Origin of the sequence: Erwinia sp. S43, from assembly GCF_016624745.1 — a bacterium.
Classification (GTDB): Bacteria; Pseudomonadota; Gammaproteobacteria; order Enterobacterales; family Enterobacteriaceae; genus Erwinia; species Erwinia coffeiphila.
The window spans coordinates 318,659-339,021 of sequence record NZ_JACVTX010000003.1 but is presented as its reverse complement, the minus strand read 5'-3'; the positions used below and the strand labels follow the sequence as shown (position 1 = coordinate 339,021).

General features: G+C 56.3%; 18 protein-coding genes. 12 read left to right on the top strand and 6 right to left on the bottom strand.

Going from position 1 to position 20,363, the window contains the following annotated elements:
• Window positions 1-54: 54 nt before the first annotated feature.
• Window positions 55-723 carry an epoxyqueuosine reductase QueH gene (locus tag IBT47_RS05825; protein ID WP_200559745.1) on the bottom strand — a complete coding sequence of 223 codons (669 nt, stop codon included), beginning with the start codon at window positions 721-723 and terminating at the stop codon, window positions 55-57.
• A gap of 101 nt (window positions 724-824) precedes the next feature.
• On the opposite strand from IBT47_RS05825, the gene IBT47_RS05820 reads away from it, so the two are divergent.
• The gene (locus IBT47_RS05820) at window positions 825-1,292 is read left to right on the top strand and encodes a very short patch repair endonuclease (protein ID WP_105591604.1); all 468 of its coding nucleotides are present in this window, start codon (window positions 825-827) and stop codon (window positions 1,290-1,292) included.
• Between the two features lie 3 nt (window positions 1,293-1,295).
• Here IBT47_RS05820 and yedA read toward each other — a convergent pair whose 3' ends face one another.
• Complete coding sequence (gene yedA, locus IBT47_RS05815) at window positions 1,296-2,213, bottom strand: drug/metabolite exporter YedA (protein WP_105591605.1); 918 nt, start codon at window positions 2,211-2,213, stop codon at window positions 1,296-1,298.
• Window positions 2,214-2,382: 169 nt separating this feature from the next.
• On the opposite strand from yedA, the gene IBT47_RS05810 reads away from it, so the two are divergent.
• The 4 genes from IBT47_RS05810 to IBT47_RS05800 all read left to right on the top strand — a co-directional run bounded on the left by IBT47_RS05810 (window position 2,383) and on the right by IBT47_RS05800 (window position 4,126).
• A complete protein-coding gene (locus IBT47_RS05810; protein WP_200559744.1) occupies window positions 2,383-2,658 on the top strand; it encodes a hypothetical protein in 276 nt (91 codons plus the stop codon).
• 11 nt (window positions 2,659-2,669) lie between these two features.
• Window positions 2,670-3,572, top strand: a complete 903-nt coding sequence (locus IBT47_RS05805) for a DUF808 domain-containing protein (RefSeq protein ID WP_200559743.1) — start codon at window positions 2,670-2,672, stop codon at window positions 3,570-3,572.
• A gap of 69 nt (window positions 3,573-3,641) precedes the next feature.
• Entirely contained in the window at window positions 3,642-3,773 is a 132-nt protein-coding gene (locus IBT47_RS27220) for a hypothetical protein (protein ID WP_255416823.1), read from the top strand.
• 179 nt (window positions 3,774-3,952) lie between these two features.
• Window positions 3,953-4,126 (top strand): YodC family protein, encoded by a 174-nt coding sequence (locus IBT47_RS05800; RefSeq protein ID WP_234471717.1) that lies wholly within the window; start codon window positions 3,953-3,955, stop codon window positions 4,124-4,126.
• A 55-nt stretch (window positions 4,127-4,181) separates the two neighbouring features.
• Here the strand turns inward: IBT47_RS05800 and IBT47_RS05795 are convergent, their stop codons facing one another.
• A complete protein-coding gene (locus IBT47_RS05795) occupies window positions 4,182-4,505 on the bottom strand; it encodes a DUF6388 family protein (protein WP_105591609.1) in 324 nt (107 codons plus the stop codon).
• A 182-nt stretch (window positions 4,506-4,687) separates the two neighbouring features.
• Here IBT47_RS05795 and yedD point away from each other — a divergent pair, with 182 nt between their 5' ends.
• Window positions 4,688-5,170: a lipoprotein YedD gene (gene yedD / locus IBT47_RS05790; RefSeq protein ID WP_200559742.1), complete on the top strand. Its 483-nt coding sequence runs from the start codon at window positions 4,688-4,690 to the stop codon at window positions 5,168-5,170.
• Window positions 5,171-5,755: 585 nt separating this feature from the next.
• On the opposite strand, the gene amyA is transcribed toward yedD, so the two are convergent.
• Window positions 5,756-7,237, bottom strand: a complete 1,482-nt coding sequence (gene amyA, locus IBT47_RS05785) for an alpha-amylase (RefSeq protein WP_200559741.1) — start codon at window positions 7,235-7,237, stop codon at window positions 5,756-5,758.
• A gap of 193 nt (window positions 7,238-7,430) precedes the next feature.
• Here amyA and IBT47_RS05780 point away from each other — a divergent pair, with 193 nt between their 5' ends.
• Entirely contained in the window at window positions 7,431-8,414 is a 984-nt protein-coding gene (locus tag IBT47_RS05780; protein ID WP_200559740.1) for a D-cysteine desulfhydrase, read from the top strand.
• A 90-nt stretch (window positions 8,415-8,504) separates the two neighbouring features.
• Here IBT47_RS05780 and putA read toward each other — a convergent pair whose 3' ends face one another.
• Window positions 8,505-12,452 carry a trifunctional transcriptional regulator/proline dehydrogenase/L-glutamate gamma-semialdehyde dehydrogenase gene (putA, locus tag IBT47_RS05775; RefSeq protein ID WP_200559739.1) on the bottom strand — a complete coding sequence of 1,316 codons (3,948 nt, stop codon included), beginning with the start codon at window positions 12,450-12,452 and terminating at the stop codon, window positions 8,505-8,507.
• Window positions 12,453-12,897: 445 nt separating this feature from the next.
• Here putA and putP point away from each other — a divergent pair, with 445 nt between their 5' ends.
• The 5 genes from putP (at window position 12,898) to phoH (ending at window position 19,419) form a co-directional block, all read left to right on the top strand.
• A complete protein-coding gene (gene putP, locus IBT47_RS05770; RefSeq protein ID WP_200559738.1) occupies window positions 12,898-14,379 on the top strand; it encodes a sodium/proline symporter PutP in 1,482 nt (493 codons plus the stop codon).
• Between the two features lie 396 nt (window positions 14,380-14,775).
• Entirely contained in the window at window positions 14,776-15,609 is an 834-nt protein-coding gene (gene efeU / locus IBT47_RS05765) for an iron uptake transporter permease EfeU (RefSeq protein WP_200559737.1), read from the top strand.
• Window positions 15,610-15,664: 55 nt separating this feature from the next.
• Window positions 15,665-16,792 carry an iron uptake system protein EfeO gene (efeO, locus tag IBT47_RS05760; RefSeq protein WP_200559736.1) on the top strand — a complete coding sequence of 376 codons (1,128 nt, stop codon included), beginning with the start codon at window positions 15,665-15,667 and terminating at the stop codon, window positions 16,790-16,792.
• Window positions 16,793-16,798: 6 nt separating this feature from the next.
• Window positions 16,799-18,082 (top strand): iron uptake transporter deferrochelatase/peroxidase subunit, encoded by a 1,284-nt coding sequence (efeB, locus tag IBT47_RS05755; protein WP_105595094.1) that lies wholly within the window; start codon window positions 16,799-16,801, stop codon window positions 18,080-18,082.
• 548 nt (window positions 18,083-18,630) lie between these two features.
• Window positions 18,631-19,419, top strand: a complete 789-nt coding sequence (gene phoH, locus IBT47_RS05750) for a phosphate starvation-inducible protein PhoH (RefSeq protein ID WP_123329080.1) — start codon at window positions 18,631-18,633, stop codon at window positions 19,417-19,419.
• A gap of 47 nt (window positions 19,420-19,466) precedes the next feature.
• Here phoH and IBT47_RS05745 read toward each other — a convergent pair whose 3' ends face one another.
• Window positions 19,467-20,207, bottom strand: coding sequence for a nitroreductase family protein (locus IBT47_RS05745; protein ID WP_200559735.1), 741 nt, complete (start codon window positions 20,205-20,207; stop codon window positions 19,467-19,469).
• Window positions 20,208-20,363 lie beyond the last annotated feature (156 nt).

The window sequence follows — 20,363 nt, the reverse complement described above, 5'->3', positions numbered from 1 at the left end:
CTTACCGCTGCGCCTGTCTCACTCCCGCAGTGATTATCGTCATCAGGCGATAATTTACGATTTACCCTCTGCGTCTTCATCACCGTAATACAGCACGCCCAGTTTAATTAACGGTCGGCCCTGGCTTTTGCGATGCAGATTGCTGTCGCGCAGCGAATAGACGCAGCCGCAGTATTCCTGCTGGTAAAACCGCTCGCGCTTGCTGATTTCGATCATGCGCGCCGCGCCGCCTTTTTTGCGCCAGTTGTAATCCCAGTAGCTGATGCCCTCATAAGGCGCGGCCGCCCGATCGCCGCAGTCGTTAATCTGCTGCATGTTCTTCCAGCGTGAAATACCCAGCGAACTGGAGATGACCGGAAAACCGTTCTCATAGGCGTAAAGCGCGGTGCGCTCAAAACGCATATCAAAACACATGGTGCAGCGCACACCGCGCTCCGGTTCCCACTCCATGCCTTTTGCCCGCGCAAACCAATTGTCGGTGTCGTAGTCGGCATCGACAAACGGAATACCGTGCTGCTCGGCAAAGCGGATATTTTCCTCTTTGCGCAGCAGGTACTCTTTCTGAGGATGAATATTCGGGTTGTAGAAGAAGATGGTGTAATCAATGCCTGATACCTGCAGGGCTTCCATCACTTCACCAGAACAGGGGGCGCAGCAGGAGTGCAGCAGCAGTTTATTCGCGCCTTTCGGCAGGGTGAGTTTATCTCGTTCAACGGTGCTCATTAAATCAGGTCCATATTAACTGGAATTTTGGCTAAGTGTAGAGGCATCCTGCGCGACAATAAAGCGCTATACTCAAACGTTGTTGCCAAAGGAAGATCAGGATGGCTGACGTACATAAACCCGACGTGCGTAGTAAAAATATGCGAGCGATTCGAACCCGCGACACCGCGATTGAACAGCGTGTGGCGGAGCTGCTGGGCGAGCTGGACATCACTTTTCGGGCGCAGGATAAGTCGCTGCCCGGCAGGCCCGATTTTGTTTTGCCGGACTACCGGGCAATCATTTTTGTTCACGGCTGCTTCTGGCACCATCATCATTGCCACTTATTCAAGATGCCCGCCACGCGCACGGCGTTCTGGATGGGGAAAATAGACAGTAACGTGGCGCGCGATAAACGCTATATTGCTGAACTGACCGACGGCGGCTGGAAGGTGCTGCTGGTCTGGGAGTGTTCGCTGCGCGGTAAAACGCGGCTGGAAGAACAGGCGCTGAGCGCCCGACTTGAAGAGTGGATCTGCGCCGCTGAAGGCAACGGCGAGATCGATGAAAAAGGTATTCATCAACTTTAACGGTTAATCCCGGCTGATGGGTTTGATCACGGGTTTTGCCGGGAACAGGTATTTTCCCAACGTGACCAGTACCACCGCAAATACGATGATCGCCAGCGCCAGCCATTCACGCGAAGAGAGCGTTTCCCCGGCAAAGCCAATACCCAACAGCACCGCCACCACCGGATTAACATAGGCATAGCTGGTCGCCACTGCCGGGGTGACATTGCGGATCAGGAACATATAGGCGTTGATGGCGATAATCGAACCAAACAGGCTGAGATAGCCCAGCGCCAGAATGCCCGGCAGTGTGGGCGTTCCGGTCAGATGCTCACCGCTCAGCGTGCTGGCAAGCAGCAGCACAATTCCCGCCGACAGCATCTCAACGGCTCCTGCCATCATTCCCTGCGGCAGTTCAATGCGTGAGCCCCAAACGGAACCGAACGCCCAGGTCATTGAACCCGCAAGAATCATCAGGGCTCCCCACGGATTACCGGCCATGTGTCCACCGCTGTTGAGCAGCAGTATCCCCACCAGCCCCACGCCGATCCCCACCCATTCAATCCAGCGGGTCTGAATGCCAAACATGCGGCTAAAGCACATGGCGAACAGCGGCACGGTCGCCACCATCACCGCTGCCAGTCCGGAAGGGACGTGCTGATGTTCGGCCACGGTGACCGCGCCGTTACCCATCGCCAGCAGTAAAACGCCGATAATCGCCGCATTTTTTGTGGCTTTAAGAGACGGTAGTTTTTCCCCGCGCAGCAGCAGAATCGCCATCAGCACAACGCCCGCCAGCAGGAATCGCAGCCCGGCCATCATCATTGGCGGCCAGCTTTCCACACCGATACGGATAACCAGATAGGTTGAACCCCAGATAAAATAGAGAGAGAACAATGCCGCCAGCAGCGGCAGCCAGGCAGGAATACGACGCAACTTCATGTTAATAGCTCAGTCCGGTTGAGTAATTGCAGCGCTAAATTCTCGTTTTTTAACGCGGAATAGGGAAATGTTTTTCTTCAGGACAGGGATTTTTTTTACAAAATTTGCACTTGTTACGCATAATTGTTTAGATCACCCCCACTTTCTACGGCGAAGCGCAGGGCGAAATATGGCCAGTGTCAAACTGACGGTAAAGCGTTTATATCAACTAAGCGGTGAACGGATGGTCAACACCCGGGCGACGGCGCGTATTTTCGTCGGCGATCGGCTGATTGCCACGGAGGAAATAACCGGGATGACCGAAAGCCCGGTAAGCAAGTATCTGCACCACACCGAGCGACAGGGTCAGCTAGTGCGCGTTGAGTGGGACTGCGAAGGTATTGCCGATATGGCGGTGCTGGAGATTGAGCGGTGCCCCTGCTGTCAACATGATGAACATGAATAAGGAATCACACTTTGGCGGGAAGTAGCTTACTGAGCTTGCTGGATGATATTGCCACGCTGCTTGATGATATTTCGGTAATGGGAAAAGTAGCGGCAAAGAAAACCGCGGGTGTACTGGGGGATGACCTGTCTCTTAATGCGCAGCAGGTTAGCGGGGTGAAAGCCAATCGTGAGCTCCCGGTGGTGTGGGGCGTGGCCAAAGGCTCATTCCTCAATAAGCTCATCCTGGTGCCGCTGGCGCTGGTGATCAGCGCTTTTGCGCCCTGGGCAATTACGCCGCTGCTGATGATTGGCGGTGCCTACCTCTGTTATGAAGGGGTGGAAAAGGTGCTGCACAGCCTGCACAAAAGCAAAAGTGATGAAACCCCGGAGGCCCGAGAGCAGCGTTTGCTGAAGGTGGCGCAGCAGGACCCGGCGGCCTTCGAGAAGAAAAAGGTGCAGGGGGCTATCCGCACCGACTTTATTCTCTCTGCGGAAATTGTGGCGATCACTTTAGGGATCGTCTCGGAAGCTCCGCTGCTGAATCAGGTTTTGATTTTGTCCGGGATCGCGATTCTGGTCACCGTCGGCGTTTACGGCATTGTGGCGGCGATTGTGAAAATTGACGACCTTGGCTACTGGCTGCAGAAAAAAAGTTCGGCCCTGGCGAAATCGGTGGGCGGTGTACTGCTGGCGACGGCACCGTGGCTGATGAAAATTCTGACCGTGGTAGGAACCGTGGCGATGTTTCTGGTCGGCGGCGGCATTATCGTGCACGGAGTGCCGTTCCTGCATCATGCCATTGAGGGGTACAGTGCTGATTTGGGTGCCGTGGTTGCCGCGCTGGCTTCCAACGGGGCCAATCTGGTTATCGGGTTTATCGTGGGGTCGATTGTGCTGTCGCTGGTAAATTTGATTGCCAGAGTGCGCGGCTAATCGGTATAACGTGCGGCTTGCGGACTCGCCAGGCGGGTCCGTTTTTTTTACCAATGTGGGAGCAATGTGATGAAAGACGATATTTTTGAATTTGATATTGATGCGCAGCTGGAGCAGGCGGAAGCCAACGCAGAGAAAAAAGCCGCAGAATTGCCGGCCGACTTAGGCGATGAAGCTGACTGTGAAGGTTGCAAAATCTAAGTGTAAGTGAGAGCTGGTTCACATAAACGAAACCTGCAAAACTTATTCATTTTTTTTATTTATCGAGTTTTTAACTGCTTATTTGCATTTAACAATTTGTTTACCTCCAGTTAACAGCATCGAAATCAACAAGATGCTATAACTATTCTGTCTTTTAACCGGAAGGGAGGTGCTTTGTGATGTTTATAATCAGTAATGAAGTGCAGCACAAGGATGGTGGACCCGTGATGATTGTGACGGGTGTTGCCAGCGGTATGGTTGAATGTCGTTGGTACGATGGTTTTAGCGTAAGGCGAGAAGCATTCCGCGAGGATGAACTGGCGGCAACGTCGGGTTCCCGCCTGGCCGGTTAAGCGCTACGACCCCCGAACAGGCGTGTTGACGCGTCTGTTCGGGAGGATCGACCGATCACAGTTCGTTCTGAATACAAAACTCTTCCCAGCTTAATCCCAGCGCTTCAGCATGCGAGCGCAGATAGGTTTCAATCGCTTCCACCATCACGGCTTTATCCGGCTCGGCCAGTTGAATGGCAAACAGCACACCGTCCAGTTTTTTCTCGCGCACGTAGGCCGCGTAGGCGCGATCTTTTTGCAGCGCCTGGAGCTGCTCGATGCTCATGCCAACGCTTGCCGCCTGCTCTGCTGTGAGGTTTTCAATGCCTGATTTCAGTTCCGGATGTGCCTCAAGGAACAGGTCTTTAGCAATGGCGTAATATTCTTCAACGGTTTTCATAGCGGTCCTGCCTGGGTAATTTCGGCCGCCAGTGTACACGGGGCAAGCGGGAAAAGGAAAGGTGCGGTGCGGGTGCAGGCGGGGTGAAAAGGGCAGAAATCGGTCGTGAACTGGCGATCGGACTTGCGGCACAGCGGGAATTAATTATAACGTAGCGCGAGATTCATAAAGCAGGGAAAAACATGAAAAACTGGATTATTGCAGGGCTGGCCGTTACCGCGTTGAGCGGTTGTGCGCAGCTGGAAGGTTACAGCAGCGCGGTGAAAACGCCACCGCCGGCATCGCTGGTGGGTAACTGGCAGACGATGGGCCCGCAGAAAGGGCTGGTCAGCCCCGAAGCACGTGCCAGCCTGATTATTACCGCCGCGGGCGATACGCTTGACTGCCGTCAGTGGCAGCGGGTGATTGCTAAACCGGGCAAGACCACTCTGCTTGATGGTGACTGGGTGAACATCAATAACCAGTCCCGGGTGATGCCGCTGGAGCTGGAAGGCAGCGTTTTGCATTACGATAAGCTGACGTTGAGCAAGGTGAATCAGCCGACCGCGGAGTGCCAGAAGGCGCTGGCGGATAATGCTGCTCCGGCTGCTGCACAGGCTGCGGCTGAACCGACTGCCACGAAGAGTGGTAAGCACTACAGCGGTGTGTTTAACCGGGCGAACTGATCCGGGTTGAGCCTGGTGCTTGCTGAGATAGTGTGCCAGTGCTGTGTTGTCTGCCGCGTCGGGAGTTAGCGCTGGCTGGCCTTGCCCCCGAGAGGGCGGTCCTCGCGCCGCGTTGCGGTTCCTTCACTCCGTTCGTCAGCCGTTCGGACCGTCACAGACGCGCGTCCTGCGCGGCTGTGACTTTCGGCCACGTCCGTGTGGCCAAATCCTGGCTTCCTCTCTGCGTTCAGCGCTGTGGATTGCCCTCTCGGGGGCACGGCCAGCCTGCTGTCAAAATTCCGTGATGCCTGAAAATCTAAAAGCGATGAAATGATTAACGGGGACAGCCTCTGCTGCTGCGTAAGGGCATCCACAGCGCTGAGGTGGAGCCATTACGCCAGGAGACGACAACACGGATGTTGGCGTCAGGTCAGGTTTGAACAGGGACGTTCAATCCTGGCCGATCCGGTCGGCGCAATGGCGTAACCGAGGGTACCGCAACGCGGCGCGAGGACCGCCCTGAAGCAGCAGCAGAGGCTGAACCCCAACAACCAATTCAACAGCGAGAAAAGCGTGTAGTTATTGGCTGCGCGAGGAGCCGCTACACTATTCCAGTACCCACACGCTCACGCTGCCCGGATTACAGCGGAACGTCGCGACACCGTTCTCGTCACTTTCAACCTGCTCCTCGCGGTGGCCGAGATAATCAAACCAGCGCTTACCGGCAAAATTCTCACCCAGCTCCAGTACTTTCTCCCCCTCATCCCCGTTGGACATGATCACAACGCATCCCGGCAGTTCCTCCGTGCCGCTGCGCGCAAAGGCGACGCAGTTGGCGTGATCGAACCACTCGGTCTGTACGCCGTGCGCATACAGTTGGCGGGCACGAATCAGTGATTCAAGCTCCGCCACCACCGGCATCTCAATCTCATACTGTTCGCCGTCGCCGCCCTCATCCTGATAGCTGGCACCGTAAAGATCGGGATAGAACAGCGCGGGAACGCCGTTTTCCCGCAGCAAAATCAGCGCGTAGGCCAGCGGTTTGAACCATGGATCGACCGGGGCCTCCAGCGCCTGCAACGGCTGGGTATCATGGTTGGCGACAATGGTTACCGCATGCCACGGATCGGCCGCGACCAGCGTGTCGGTAAAGATCTGGCTCAGATCGTAATCGGAACCCTGCTGCGAGGCGTGATGGAAATTCATTTGCAGCGGGGCATCAAACAGCATGGTTTTGCCGTCCACCTGGTCAATATACTGTTGCAGCTTGTCCAGCTCATGCGACCAGTATTCGGCAACGATGAACAGCGGCTCGTCGTTGACCTCCTGCACGTGCTCAATCCACTCTTTATAGAACCAGGCCGGAATATGCTTCACCGCGTCCAGTCGGAAGCCGGTGGTGGCAGGGATTTGCTCCATCACCCAGCGCGCCCAGTACTTCAGCTCCTCGGTTACCGCATGGTTGCGAAAGTCGATATTGGCACCCATCAAATAGTCAAAGTTGCCCAGCTCATCGTCGACCTGTTCGTTCCAGCCCTCACCGGTGTAGTCGTTCACAATCTTGAATACGCCGTTCTCATCGGGGTTTTCAATATGGTCGACGCCGCTAAAACATTTGTAATCCCAGACAAATTTTGAATATTTTCCCTCACGAACCGGGAAGGTGAAGCGGGTCCAGGCTTCGGCTTCGATCACCTCATCATCAATCTCTTCGCGATTGTCGGGATTCACGCGGTTGATCTGCACCCGTTCCTTTTCATCCGCGCCCATTTTGTGGTTAAGCACCACATCCAGAATGACCCCTATCCCATGGGACTTTAGCGCTTCGGTTGCAGCCAGCAGCTGCTCTTTATCACCGTACTTAGTGGCTCTTGAACCCTTCTGCTCGAATTCGCCTAAATCGAACAGATCGTAAGTATCGTAACCAACGGAATACCCGCCGGACTCGCCTTTATACGCCGGGGGTAACCAAACAGCGGTTACGCCCATTTCAGCCAGACTGGGGGCCTTATCAACCACTTCAGGCCACAGCTTGCCGCCATCGGGATAGTACCAGTGAAAAAACTGCAACAGCGTGGGATTGCGCATATCCTTGTTCCATTTTTCATCAGTTCGGGATCTGAATTATGGAGCAGCCGCTGTGAAAAGTGTGATCTGAGCTGTAATTTTTTTTCACCGTTATTCAGCCTGGCATTGAGTTATCACCAAATGAAAGATGACCCGATCGCTATCTTCTGCAACACTAAGGAATAATTCGAACGTACATCTCGCGGAGGCCGCGTTGTCCTTACATAATCTTGTTAATTTTCCCCGTGTTGAGCTGCTGGGTGCTCCAACGCCGCTGGAGCATTTACCCCGTCTTTCAGACTATCTGGGGCGCAATATTTTCATCAAACGTGATGACGTTACGCCAGTGGCGCTGGGGGGCAACAAGCTCAGAAAGCTGGAGTTTCTCGCCGCCGATGCGCTGCGCAATGGTGCTGACGTGCTGGTTACCGCCGGCGCTATCCAGTCTAACCACGTTCGCCAGACGGCGGCAGTGGCGGCAAAACTGGGTTTGAAATGCGTGGCGCTGCTGGAAAATCCCATCGATACCCGTGCAGAAAACTACCTCAGCAACGGTAACCGCCTGCTGCTGGAATTGATGAATACGGAAGTGGTGATGGTGGATGCGCTGCACAACCCCGACGCGCAGCTGGAAGAACAGGCCACGCTGCTGGAAGCACAGGGATTCCGTCCGTACAGTATTCCGGTGGGCGGCTCAAGTGCCCTGGGGGCGCTGGGCTACGTTGAATGTGCGCAGGAAATTGCCCACCAGAGCGAAGGCGTAGTGGATTTTGCGGCGGTAGTGGTGGCATCCGGCAGTGCCGGGACCCATGCCGGACTGGCGGTCGGCCTGGAGCAGTTGCTGCCGGATACCGAACTGGTTGGCGTTACGGTTTCCCGCAAGGTGGCTGCTCAGCTGCCGAAAGTGGAATTACTTCGTCAGCAGGTGGCGCAGTCGCTGGAACTGAATAGCAGTGCGGAAATTACCCTGTGGGATGACTATTTTGCACCTAAGTATGGCGTACCGAATGAAGAAGGCCTGGAAGCGGTAAAACTGCTGGCGCGGCTGGAGGGGATTTTCCTCGATCCGGTTTACACCGGTAAGGCGATGGCGGGGCTGATTGACGGTATTGCTCAGAATCGTTTCCGTCGTGAAGGGCCGATTGTTTTTGTGCATACCGGCGGTGCCCCGGCGCTGTTTGCCTATCATCCGTTTTAAACCTGTATCGTCTTTCACCTGACGTTAAACCTGTTGTTGAAAACCGGCACGGTCCTTAAAGGCCGTGCCGGTTTTTTTAATCGGCAGTGATTAACCGATGGTCATCAGGCTGGCGTTACCGCCGGCGGCGGCTGTATTCACACTCAGCGAGCGCTCGTGCAGCAGTCGTTCCAGCAGCAGATTGGTTTCTCCACGTGCAAAGCCCTGAACCGACACAATCGCGCCGTCCCGCGCGGCAATGGCCTCGCAGAGCGTACGCAGCTGATCGGCATCGCCGTGATAGATCGCCGCATCATACTCCCCCTGTTCCAGCGGTCGGTCAGCCAGCGTAATTCGCTGCTGCACCGCCGAAGGAAGCTGCTGCCACAGCGCGCGATGCAGCTCATCATCCTGCCACAGCGCCTGGCTACCGACGGCGGTGACCGCTGCCAACTGAACCAGCGTATCCTCCTCGTTATCGGCAATACACAGCACCCGTTCGCGCGGCAGCAGGGTAAAGGTATTGCGCTCGCCGGTTGGCCCCGGCAGCAGGCGTACGGTGCCGCCCTGGCCCAGTTCAGCGTAGCGCGCGCACAGCGCTGCCAGATCCTTGCGGTCGGTTGCCCACTCGCTTAGCGCCTGATGCGCGGTCAATAGTTCCGGGCGCAGCTGCGTATCCGGTGGGCTGAGGCGGTCCTGGCGGTTAAGCGTGGTTTGCAGCGCATCGTCCGGGCGGTACGACAGCAGGCGATACAGATACAGCGGCCCACCGGCTTTCGGTCCGGTGCCGGACAGACCTTCACCGCCGAACGGCTGTACGCCGACCACTGCGCCGACCATATTGCGGTTAACGTAGAGGTTGCCGACGTGAGCCTTCTGCGTCACCTGACCGATGGTTTCATCGATGCGGGTATGCACGCCCAGCGTCAGGCCATAGCCGGAGGCATTAATCTGCTCAATCACCTGCGGCAGGGCGTTGCGGGCAAAGCGCACCACGTGCAGCACCGGGCCGAAGATCTCGCGCGTCAGGTCAGTTACGCTGCCCAGCTCGATCAGCGTCGGCTGTACAAAGGTCCCGGTCCGCCATTCGCGGCTGTCCTGCACCTGCTGCTGCGCGGACTGGAATACGGTAAAGCCTTTGCTGCGCATCGACTGAATATGCTGGTCGATGTTGGCCTTCGCCTCGGCATCGATCACCGGGCCGATGTCGGTGGAGAATCGTTCAGGGTTGCCCATACGGCATTCGGCCATCGCGCCGCGCAGCATGGTCAGGGTGTGATCGGCAACATCTTCCTGCACGCAGAGCAGACGCAGCGCCGAACAGCGTTGACCGGCGCTGTCAAAGGCGGAAGCAACGATATCGGTGACCACCTGCTCGGTTAGCGCCGAGGAATCCACGATCATCGCATTCATACCGCCGGTTTCGGCAATCAGCGGCGTCGGGCGGCCCTGCGGATCGAGGCGTCCCGCCAGCCCGCGCTGTAGCAGGGTGGCAACGGCGGTCGAGCCGGTAAACATCACGCCGCGCACTCGGTTATCCTGGGTCAGCTGCGCGCCGACGGTTTCACCGGTGCCCGGCAGCAGCTGGAGCGCGCCCTGCGGCACGCCCGCTTCATGCAGGATCGCCACTGCGCGTGCGGCGATGAGCGGGGTTTGCTCGGCCGGTTTGGCCAGCACGCTGTTACCCGCGGCCAGCGCGGCGGCGATTTGCCCGCTGAAGATGGCCAGCGGGAAGTTCCACGGGCTGATGCAGACCACCGGTCCCAGCGGACGGTGGGTTTCATTGTCAAAGTCGTCGCGTACCTGTCCGGCGTAGTAGTGCAGGAAATCCACCGCCTCGCGCACTTCGGCGATGGCGTTGCTGAAGGTTTTCCCGGCTTCACGCACCAGAATGCCGATCAGCGTCTGCATCTGGCCTTCCATCAGGATCGCCGCGCGTTCGAGGATCGCCGCGCGCTCCTGCGGTGGGGTGGCGAACCAGATCGGGCCGACGTTGACCACCGCATCCAGTGCGGCAGAGACTTCTCCCGGCGTGGCGTGGCGCACGTGGCCGACGATATCCAGCGGCTCTGCGGGGTTAATTACCGGCAGGCTGTCGCCGGTTTCCAGCGGCGCGTCGATCAGCGGCGCGGCCTGCCAGCTCTCGCTGGCGCTGTTCAGCAGGGCGCTGGAAAGCGAGGCCAGACGGTGTTCGTTGGCCAGATCCAGCCCGGCGGAGTTCTGCCGCTGCGTACCGTACAGCTCGCGCGGCAGCGGGATTTTTGGATGCGGCAGGCCAACGGCACCTTCGGCCTGCGCCAGTTTTTCCACCGCCTCAACCGGATCGGCAACCAGCTCATCCAGCGGCAGGCTGGTGTCGGCAATGCGGTTAACGAAGGAGGTGTTCGCGCCGTTTTCCAGCAGGCGACGCACCAGATAGGCCAGCAGGGTTTCATGGGTGCCGACCGGGGCATAGATACGGCAGGGGCGATTCAGCTTGCCGTCCGCCACTTTTCCCACCACCTGCTCGTACAGCGGTTCGCCCATACCGTGCAGGCACTGGAACTCGTACTGGCCCGGATAGTAGTTGTTGCCCGCCAGTTGATAGATGGCCGCCAGCGTGTGGGCGTTATGGGTAGCAAACTGCGGATAAATCAGATTGGGCACCGCCAGCAGCTTGCGGGCGCAGGCGATATAGGCGATGTCGGTGTACACCTTACGGGTGTAAACCGGGTAGCCTTCCAGTCCGTCGACCTGAGCACGTTTGATTTCGCTGTCCCAGTAAGCGCCTTTGACCAGGCGGATCATCAGACGGCGACGGCTGCGCTGCGCCAGATCGGTCAGTGCATCGATCACCATCGGGCAGCGTTTCTGATAGGCCTGAATGACAAAGCCGATACCGTTCCAGCCTTCCAGTTCCGGCTCAAAGCACAGTTTTTCCAGCAGATCGAGCGACAGCTCCAGCCGGTCGGCCTCTTCAGCATCGATATTAATGCCGATGTCGTAGGAACGCGCCAGCAGGGTGAGGGATTTTAGCACCGGGTACAGTTCGTCCATCACCCGCTCGTACTGCGCGCGGCTGTAGCGCGGATGCAGCGCAGACAGCTTGATTGAGATACCCGGGCCTTCATAAATGCCACGACCGTTCGAGGCTTTACCGATGGCGTGGATCGCCTGCTGGTAGGAGAGCAGGTAGGCTTTGGCATCACGGGCGGTCAGGGCCGCTTCTCCGAGCATATCGTAGGAGTAGCGGAAGCCTTTCTCTTCCAGCTTGCGGGCGTTAGCCAGCGCTTCGGCGATGGTTTCACCGGTGACGAACTGTTCGCCCATCAGCCGCATTGCCATATCCACGCCTTTACGGATCAGCGGCTCACCGCTTTTACCGATAATACGGTTCAGCGAGCGGGAGAGGTTGGCTTCATTGTGGGTCGACACCAGGCGGCCTGTAAACAGCAGGCCCCAGGTGGCGGCATTAACGAACATTGACGGGCTGCGGCCCAGATGTGAATGCCAGTTGCCATTGCTGATTTTGTCGCGGATCAGTGCATCGCGCGTGGGCTTATCGGGAATACGCAGCAGCGCTTCCGCCAGGCACATCAGCGCCACGCCTTCCTGAGAGGAGAGGGAGAACTCCTGCAGCAGGTTTTGCACCATTCCGGCGCGCCCGCCTGCACTTTTTTGGTGCCGAAGTTTATTTGCCAGCTGATGCGCCAGCTCATAGGTCGATTTTGCCAGGGCGGCAGGAAGGCGCGCCTGATCCAGCAGCATCGGCACCGCTTCGGTTTCCGGGCGACGCCAGGCCGAGGTGATAGCCGCGCGAGCAACGGACTGAGGCAAAACGCTTTCGGCAAAGTCGAGGAATGGCTGGTGCGTCTCTTCCTGCGGACGTTCTTCTTCCTCAGCGGGAACCTGACCGGCGACCAGCTCGGGCAGGGACTGGCCCTGCTCAACCTGCTCAAGATAGTTAAAAATGGCCTGCTTAATTAGCCAGTGTGGCGTGCGGTCAATACGCTGGGCGGCCTGTTTAATGCGGTCGCGTGTGGCGTCATCCAGTTTTACGCCCATGGTGGTTGTGCCCATGCCTGAAAGCTCCTGAATCAGAGAGAATAAACAATAGCGAGCAATATCACTGATGTTGCAACTTTGTGCAACCTCGTTAAATGTGACCTTTTCCTCACTCTTTAAAATCGGCCTTTTGTTAACGTAAAAAAAAGCGGCATGGTTATTGCTGCAAGAATCCCGCCAGGTATGAATGCCGCGTAAACCCTGGTTTTAATGAGGTTGCTGTGCGGGTGCAACCCGCTTAAATGTGACTCAGTGCAACCTGTTGACATTTGGCGGTTGCTACCGGGTGAAATGGCTGTGTGAAGTGTGTTAAATCGATTGTGCGCCGTAGCCGTTTACGGCAGGATACCGCCCCCGGCAGGAAGCCACCCTCTTGCGATGCTGCTGTTATTGCACCTTTGGGCAGTAAACGCCTTGCAGCCTGACCGCTACGGAAACGAATAATAAGTGGAGAACCTGAATGACTGTAAGTACACCAATGGTGGTGACCTTTTGTGTTTATATTCTTGGCATGGTGTTGATTGGCTTTATCGCCTACCGCTCAACAAAAAACTTTGACGATTACATTCTGGGCGGGCGCAGCCTCGGCAGCGTGGTGACCGCGCTTTCCGCCGGTGCGTCTGATATGAGCGGCTGGCTGCTGATGGGCCTGCCGGGCGCGATTTTTATCTCCGGTATCTCAGAGAGCTGGATCGCCATCGGGCTGACGCTGGGTGCCTGGCTGAACTGGAAAATCGTTGCCGGACGTCTGCGCGTGCAGACCGAGCATCATGACAACGCGCTGACCCTGCCAGACTTCTTCTCCAGTCGCTTTGAGGATAGCAGCAAACTGCTGCGGGTGATCTCAGCGCTGGTTATCCTGGTGTTCTTCACTATTTACTGCGCCTCCGGCGTTGTAGCGGGTGCTCGTCTGTTTGAAAGCACCTTCGGCATGAGCTATGAAACGGCGCTGTGGGCCGGTGCGGCCGCCACCATCGTTTACACCTTCGTCGGTGGGTTCCTGGCGGTGAGCTGGACCGATACCGTGCAGGCCAGCCTGATGATTTTTGCGCTGATCCTCACGCCGGTGATCGTCATTATTGCCGTTGGTGGACTGGGTGACTCGCTGCAGGTGATTGAGGCCAAAAGCATGGCTAACCTCGATATGCTGAAGAACCTGAACTTCGTGGCGGTGATTTCGTTACTGGGCTGGGGCCTGGGCTACTTCGGCCAGCCGCATATTCTGGCCCGCTTTATGGCGGCGGATTCTCATCGTTCTATCCGTACGGCGCGCCGTATCGGCATGACCTGGATGATCCTGTGCCTGGCCGGTGCGGTCGCAGTTGGCTTCTTCGGAATTGCCTTCTTCCAGAACCATCCGGAGCTGGCTGCCGGGGTTAATGAAAACGGCGAGCGCATCTTTATTGAGCTGACGCGTATTCTGTTTAACCCGTGGATTGCCGGCGTGCTGCTGTCGGCGATTCTGGCTGCGGTAATGTCAACGCTGAGCTGCCAGCTGCTGGTGTGCTCCAGCGCGCTGACGGAAGATCTGTATAAAAACTTCCTGCGTAAAAAAGCCAGCCAGCGTGAGCTGGTATGGGTAGGTCGCCTGATGGTGCTGCTGGTGGCCGTGGTGGCAATTGCGCTGGCCGCAAACCCGAACAACCGCGTACTTGGCCTGGTCAGCTACGCCTGGGCGGGCTTCGGTGCCGCGTTTGGTCCGGTGGTGCTGTTCTCGCTGATCTGGCGCCGTATGACCCGCAACGGCGCGCTGGCCGGGATGATCGTTGGTGCGGCTACCGTTCTGCTGTGGAAAAACTACGGCTATGCGGAGCTGTACGAAATCATCCCTGGCTTCCTGTTCGGCAGTATTGCCATTGTGATCTTCAGCCTGATCGGTAAAGCACCTTCCACCGCAGCGCAGCAGCGCTTTGACGCAGCGGAAGCGGAATATCGCAGCTGATAAACGGCTGAGCCATTCTGCCGTGTAGCGGGATGGCTCTCCTCTTACTGATGGGGTTTCTCGAAATGGGGAACCCCGTTTGCCGCAAAATTCTTTACGGTAAACGCAGCCCCAAAGTCCGCTAATCGCGGCCTGACCCTGAATGCCTGACCGTTGCGTTAATGAAGGTTAACAGTCGCCAGATTCCCCCCTTTCATCTTTCAGCAAGCCCCTTTTCAGGTTGAACGAAACAAGTTTCCCACCGTTACATTTCCTTAAATAATTCTCGCTCGCAAAACAGCAATATTTCGCCTGAAATGCTTGTAATTCCTTGTCCGATAATGATAATCGATATCGTTTGTATTTTACTTTTCTTTACCGCACTTGACCGTATTTAACACTTCCGAGGGTGTTGGCATGTTTGTTCCTTTTCTGATTATGTTGCGTGAAGGGCTGGAGGCAGCGCTGATTGTCAGCCTGATTGCCAGCTATCTGAAGCGCACCCAGCGCAGCCAGTGGTTTGGAGCAATGTGGGTCGGTGTGGTGGTTGCCGCTGCGCTTTGCCTTGCGCTTGGCTGGTTCATCAATGAAACCACCGGCGAATTCCCGCAGAAGCAGCAAGAGCTGTTTGAGGGACTGGTGGCGGTTATCGCCGTGGTGATCCTCACCTGGATGGTGTTCTGGATGCGCAAAGTGTCGCGCAACGTGAAGGCCCAGCTGGAAGATGCGGTGGATAACGCGCTGAAGAAGGGCAACAGCAGTGGTTGGGCGCTGGTGCTGATGGTGTTTCTTGCCGTCGCCCGTGAAGGGCTGGAGTCGGTGTTCTTCCTGCTGGCCGCTTTCCAGCAGGACGTGGGCTATGGGCCGCCGCTGGGCGCGATGCTCGGCCTGGGCACTGCGGTTGTACTGGGAATGTTGATCTACTGGGGCGGCGTGCGTCTCAACCTGGCAAGCTTCTTTAAGTGGACCAGCCTGTTTATCATTTTTGTTGCCGCAGGCCTGGCGGCGGGGGCGATCCGTGCCTTCCATGAAGCGGGGCTCTGGAACCATTTCCAGGACGTCGCGTTCGATTTCAGTAACGTGCTCTCCACCCACAGCGTATTCGGTACGCTGATGGAAGGCATGCTTGGCTATCAGGAAGCCCCGACCGTGAGCGAAGTGGCGGTCTGGCTGATTTATCTGATTCCTGCGCTGCTGCTGTTTATGCTGCCGGCACGCGCATCCACCTCTGCGGCGCGCAGCACGCGCTGAATCTGACCGGGCAGGCAGCCGCCTGCCGGTTCAACTCTTTGACAGGGATTACACTATGACTACACACTTTCGCCGCCACGCACTGAATGCCGCTCTGCTGGCCGTTCTGACCTCCTCGGGGGCGGCGCTGGCTGCTGATATTCCGCAGGTCAAGGTTAGCGTCAACGACAAGCAGTGCGAACCGATGACTCTGACGGTGGATGCCGGTAAAACCCAGTTCATCATCAAGAACGACAGCCAGAAAGCGCTGGAGTGGGAGATCCTGAAAGGGGTGATGGTGGTGGAAGAGCGTGAAAATATCGCCCCATCCTTTACCCAGAAGCTGACCGCCAATCTGGAAGCGGGCGAATACGATATTACCTGTGGCCTGCTGAGCAACCCGAAAGGCAAGCTGATTGTGAAAGCCAACGGCAGCAAAGTGAACGACGGCAAGCCGGACGTGCTGCAGCTGGTCGGGCCGATTGCCGACTATAAAGTCTACGTGATGAAAGAAGTCGAGCAGCTGGTTGCCGGAACGAAAGCCTTTACCGATGCGGTGAAAGCGGGCGATCTGGCGAAAGCGAAAGCACTGTATGCTCCAACTCGCCAGCACTACGAGCGCATTGAACCGATCGCCGAGCTGTTCTCCGATCTCGACGGTGCCATCGATGCCCGCGAAGATGACTTCGAGAAGAAAGCAGAAGATCCGCACTTCACCGGTTTCCACCGCCTGGAGAAAGTCTTATTTGCTGATAACACTACGAAAGATATGGATAAATTTGCCGACCAGCTGTACAAAGATGTGCTGGATCTGCAAACCCGTATCAGCGAACTGGCTTTCCCTCCGAGCAAGGTGGTTGGCGGGGCCGCAGGTCTGATTGAGGAAGTCGCTTCCAGCAAGATTTCCGGTGAGGAAGATCGCTACAGCCGTACCGACCTGTGGGACTTCCAGGCGAACGTTGACGGCGCGCAGAAGATTGTGAACCTGCTGCGTCCGCTGCTGAAAAAAGACAATCCGGAATTGCTGGCGAAAGTGGACGGCAACTTCAAAAAAGTGGATACCATTCTGGCGAAGTACCGTACCAAAGACGGCTATGAATCTTACGATAAATTGACCGATGCTGACCGCAACGCTCTGAAAGGCCCGATTACGGCGCTGGCCGAAGACCTTTCCCTGCTGCGTGGAACGCTGGGCCTGGATTAATCAGATATGGCAAAACCCGTTGATGACGTGACGTCAAGTTCACGTCGTCGTTTGTTGAAAGGTGTGGGCATCCTTGGCGGTGCCCTCGCCGTGACCGGCGGCTGTCCGGTCCATGCAGCCGGTGACGGGAAAGTCTCGTCGCCGGGCACCGTTTCTCCTTCCGCACGCAGTGAAAGCCAGCCGTTCTTTGGGCTGCGTCAGTCCGGTATCGTCACGCCGCAGCAGGCGGCAATGATGCTGGTCTCGTTTGACGTGCTGGCCGCGGATAAAAACGATCTGGTGCGTCTGTTTAAGCTGCTGACCGACCGGATTGCGTTTCTGACCACCGGCGGTAAAGCGCCGCTGGTCACCAATCCGCAGCTGCCGCCTATGGACTCCGGTATTCTCGGCGATGATATTTATCCCGACAATCTGACCATCACCGTCTCCGTCGGCGCATCGCTGTTTGATGAACGATTCGGCCTGCAGGCGCATAAACCGCTGAAGCTGCAGCGCATGACCCGTTTCCCTAATGATGCGCTCGATGCCAGCCTGTGCCATGGCGATCTGCTGCTGCAAATCTGCGCCAATACCAACGATACGGCAATCCACGCGCTGCGCGATATTATCAAGCACTCGCCGGATCTGCTGAGCGTGCGCTGGCGCCGCGAAGGGTTTATTTCCGATCACGCCGCGCGCAGTAAAGGCAAAGAAACGCCGATCAACCTGCTGGGCTTCAAGGACGGCACGGCCAACCCGGATACTGCTGATGCTTCACTGATGGATAATATCCTGTGGGTGAGCAAAGAGCAGGGCGAACCCGCCTGGGCGCTGAACGGCAGCTATCAGGCCGCGAGGATCATCCAGTTTCACGTGGAGTTCTGGGACCGTACGCCGCTCGGCGAGCAGCAGACGATCTTTGGCCGGGTGAAACACAGCGGTGCCCCGCTGGGGATGGAAAACGAGCACGATGTACCGGACTACGTCAGCGACCCGGAAGGGAAGGTGATCCCGCTGGATGCGCATATTCGCCTGGCGAATCCGCGTACGGCGGAAACGCAAAGCAACCTGATGTTACGCCGTGGCTACAGTTATTCCCTCGGCGTGTCAAAATCGGGACAGCTGGAAATGGGGCTGCTGTTTGTCTGCTATCAGCACGATTTAGAAAAAGGTTTCCTGACCGTGCAAAAGCGTTTAGACGGCGAAGCGCTGGAGGAGTATATCAAGCCGATCGGCGGAGGATATTTCTTTGTTCTGCCGGGCGTAGTGGATGCTCAGCACTATCTCGCGCAGGGTCTGCTTGAGGCCTGATTAATAATAGCGGGTGCTGCGCGCTCGCTATTCTATGATATGCCGCCCGCCGTTTTTTGTTTCAATTTCCCTCTCCCTCATTGTTTAAAAAATGCGCCATACAATTTAATTATGACAGTAATGTTAAATAAGCAATTAATTTAATATATTGTATTTATTGATTTTATTTTTTGACAAATAATAACAGTAAAAAATATGTTGCAATTTCGCACCGATATGCTGGAATGAAATTGTAGTATCTTTTCGCATTAAGTATCCCACAATGGAGATAGCGAATGCCCAAGTCCTTTAACGGACCCGTAAACAGAAAGTTAACCATCGCCGTAAAACGCGAGGAGTTCATTTCCTCTACAGCATTCTCTTCTTTAAAAATTTATCGTTCCATCAACCCTGTTAATTGCTTTCCGGTGCACTCTGCGCCCCGGCGCGGCTTTGCATCTGTTGCAACGGCCAGACACGGCTTAAAAGGAAGCCAAAACCTCTAAAGCGTTCACGTAATCGCATCGCCAACCTGATGCGGGAAATGAAACCAACTGTAAGGTGCCACTATGGGAAGACAGAAAGCAGTGATCAAAGCTCGTCGTGAAGCAAAACGTGTGCTTCGTAGCGATTCGCGCAGTCACCGTCAGCGTGAAGAAGAATCGGTCACCTCGCTGGTGCAAATGGGTGGACTGGATGCAATTGGTATGGCGCGTGATACCCGCGACCATTCCCCGATTGCCGCCAGAAATGAAGCTCAGGCGCACTATCTCAACGCCATAGAAACCAAACAACTGATCTTTGCTACTGGTGAAGCCGGGTGTGGTAAAACCTGGATTAGTGCCGCGAAAGCGGCGGAGGCTCTGATTCATAAGGATGTGGAAAGGATCATAGTGACCCGACCGGTGCTACAGGCGGATGAGGATCTGGGATTCCTTCCCGGGGATATCTCAGAAAAATTCGCCCCGTATTTCCGCCCGGTCTACGACGTTCTGGTTAAACGTCTCGGCTCTTCCTTTATGCAGTACTGTCTGCGTCCCGAAATCGGTAAAGTTGAGATCGCTCCCTTTGCCTATATGCGTGGCCGTACCTTTGAAAATGCGGTAGTGATCCTCGATGAGGCGCAAAACGTCACCGCCGCGCAGATGAAAATGTTCTTAACGCGCCTGGGGGAAAACGTCACCGTTATCGTTAACGGCGATATCACCCAGTGCGACCTGCCTGCCCACGTGAAGTCCGGCCTCAGCGACGCCATGGCCCGCTTTGAGGAAGATGAAATGATTGGGGTGGTGCGGTTTACCGCAGAAGACTGTGTACGTTCTCAGCTGTGCCAGCGTACGCTGCTCGCCTACGGTTAACGTTAAAATCCGCTATAAAGCCCGGCTTATGCCGGGCTTTTTTTTGCCTATTTGTCGATGCCAAAGCCCTGGCGCAGGATCGCCGGCTGCACGGCAGGGAAATAGATATGCTGGTAGTAGCTGGCGGTGTTGTTACCCCAGTTATCGCCGTCGGTACGGCCGGTCTGCTGCCAGTGTTCCACTATTGTCTGGTTATAACTGCGGATGGTTTCAGGCAGAACGTCCTGGCGATAATGCTCTTCATGGCGGAAACCCGCCATCGGCATACGCGGTTTTTGCGGAGCCTGCTGATCGACATAGCCCAGCACTACGCCCGCGACAGGGAAGGTCAATTCCGGCAGCTGCAATAGCTCAATCAGCGCCGTTGGATCGCGGCGAATGCCACCAATCGGCACTACGCCCAGGCCGTGTGAACGGGCGGCGGTCATCACCGCTTCCAGCGCGATACCGACGTCGGTTGTGCCTGAAACAATACTTTCCAGGCTCTGATGGGCGATCTGCTCTTTGCCTTCGGCGGCAATCGCCAGCTGGCTTTTATGCATATCCAGCACAAAGGTGATAAACACCGGGGCCTGGGCGATCCATGGCTGTCCACCGGCCAGTTCGGCAATACGCGCGCGTGTGGCGGCATCGCGCGTGACGATCACCGACACCTGCTGGGAGTTGACCGAGGTTGGGGCCAGCCATGCGCATTCGATAATGTCATCAAGAATGCGGTCATCGATAGGTTTAGCCAGATAGCTACGATCGCTGCGGTGGCTTTTTAAAATCTGTGTTGTGCTATTCATCAATAATCAACCTGGGTAATTAATAAAAACGCGAAGATAACTGACGCAGAACAGCACGGTTTGCCACTTTGTGCCTGGGATCACATTTTTACACTCATCACCGATGGATGAAGTACTACAACCAGCATCCTGCCCGCCATGATATGTCCAGATATG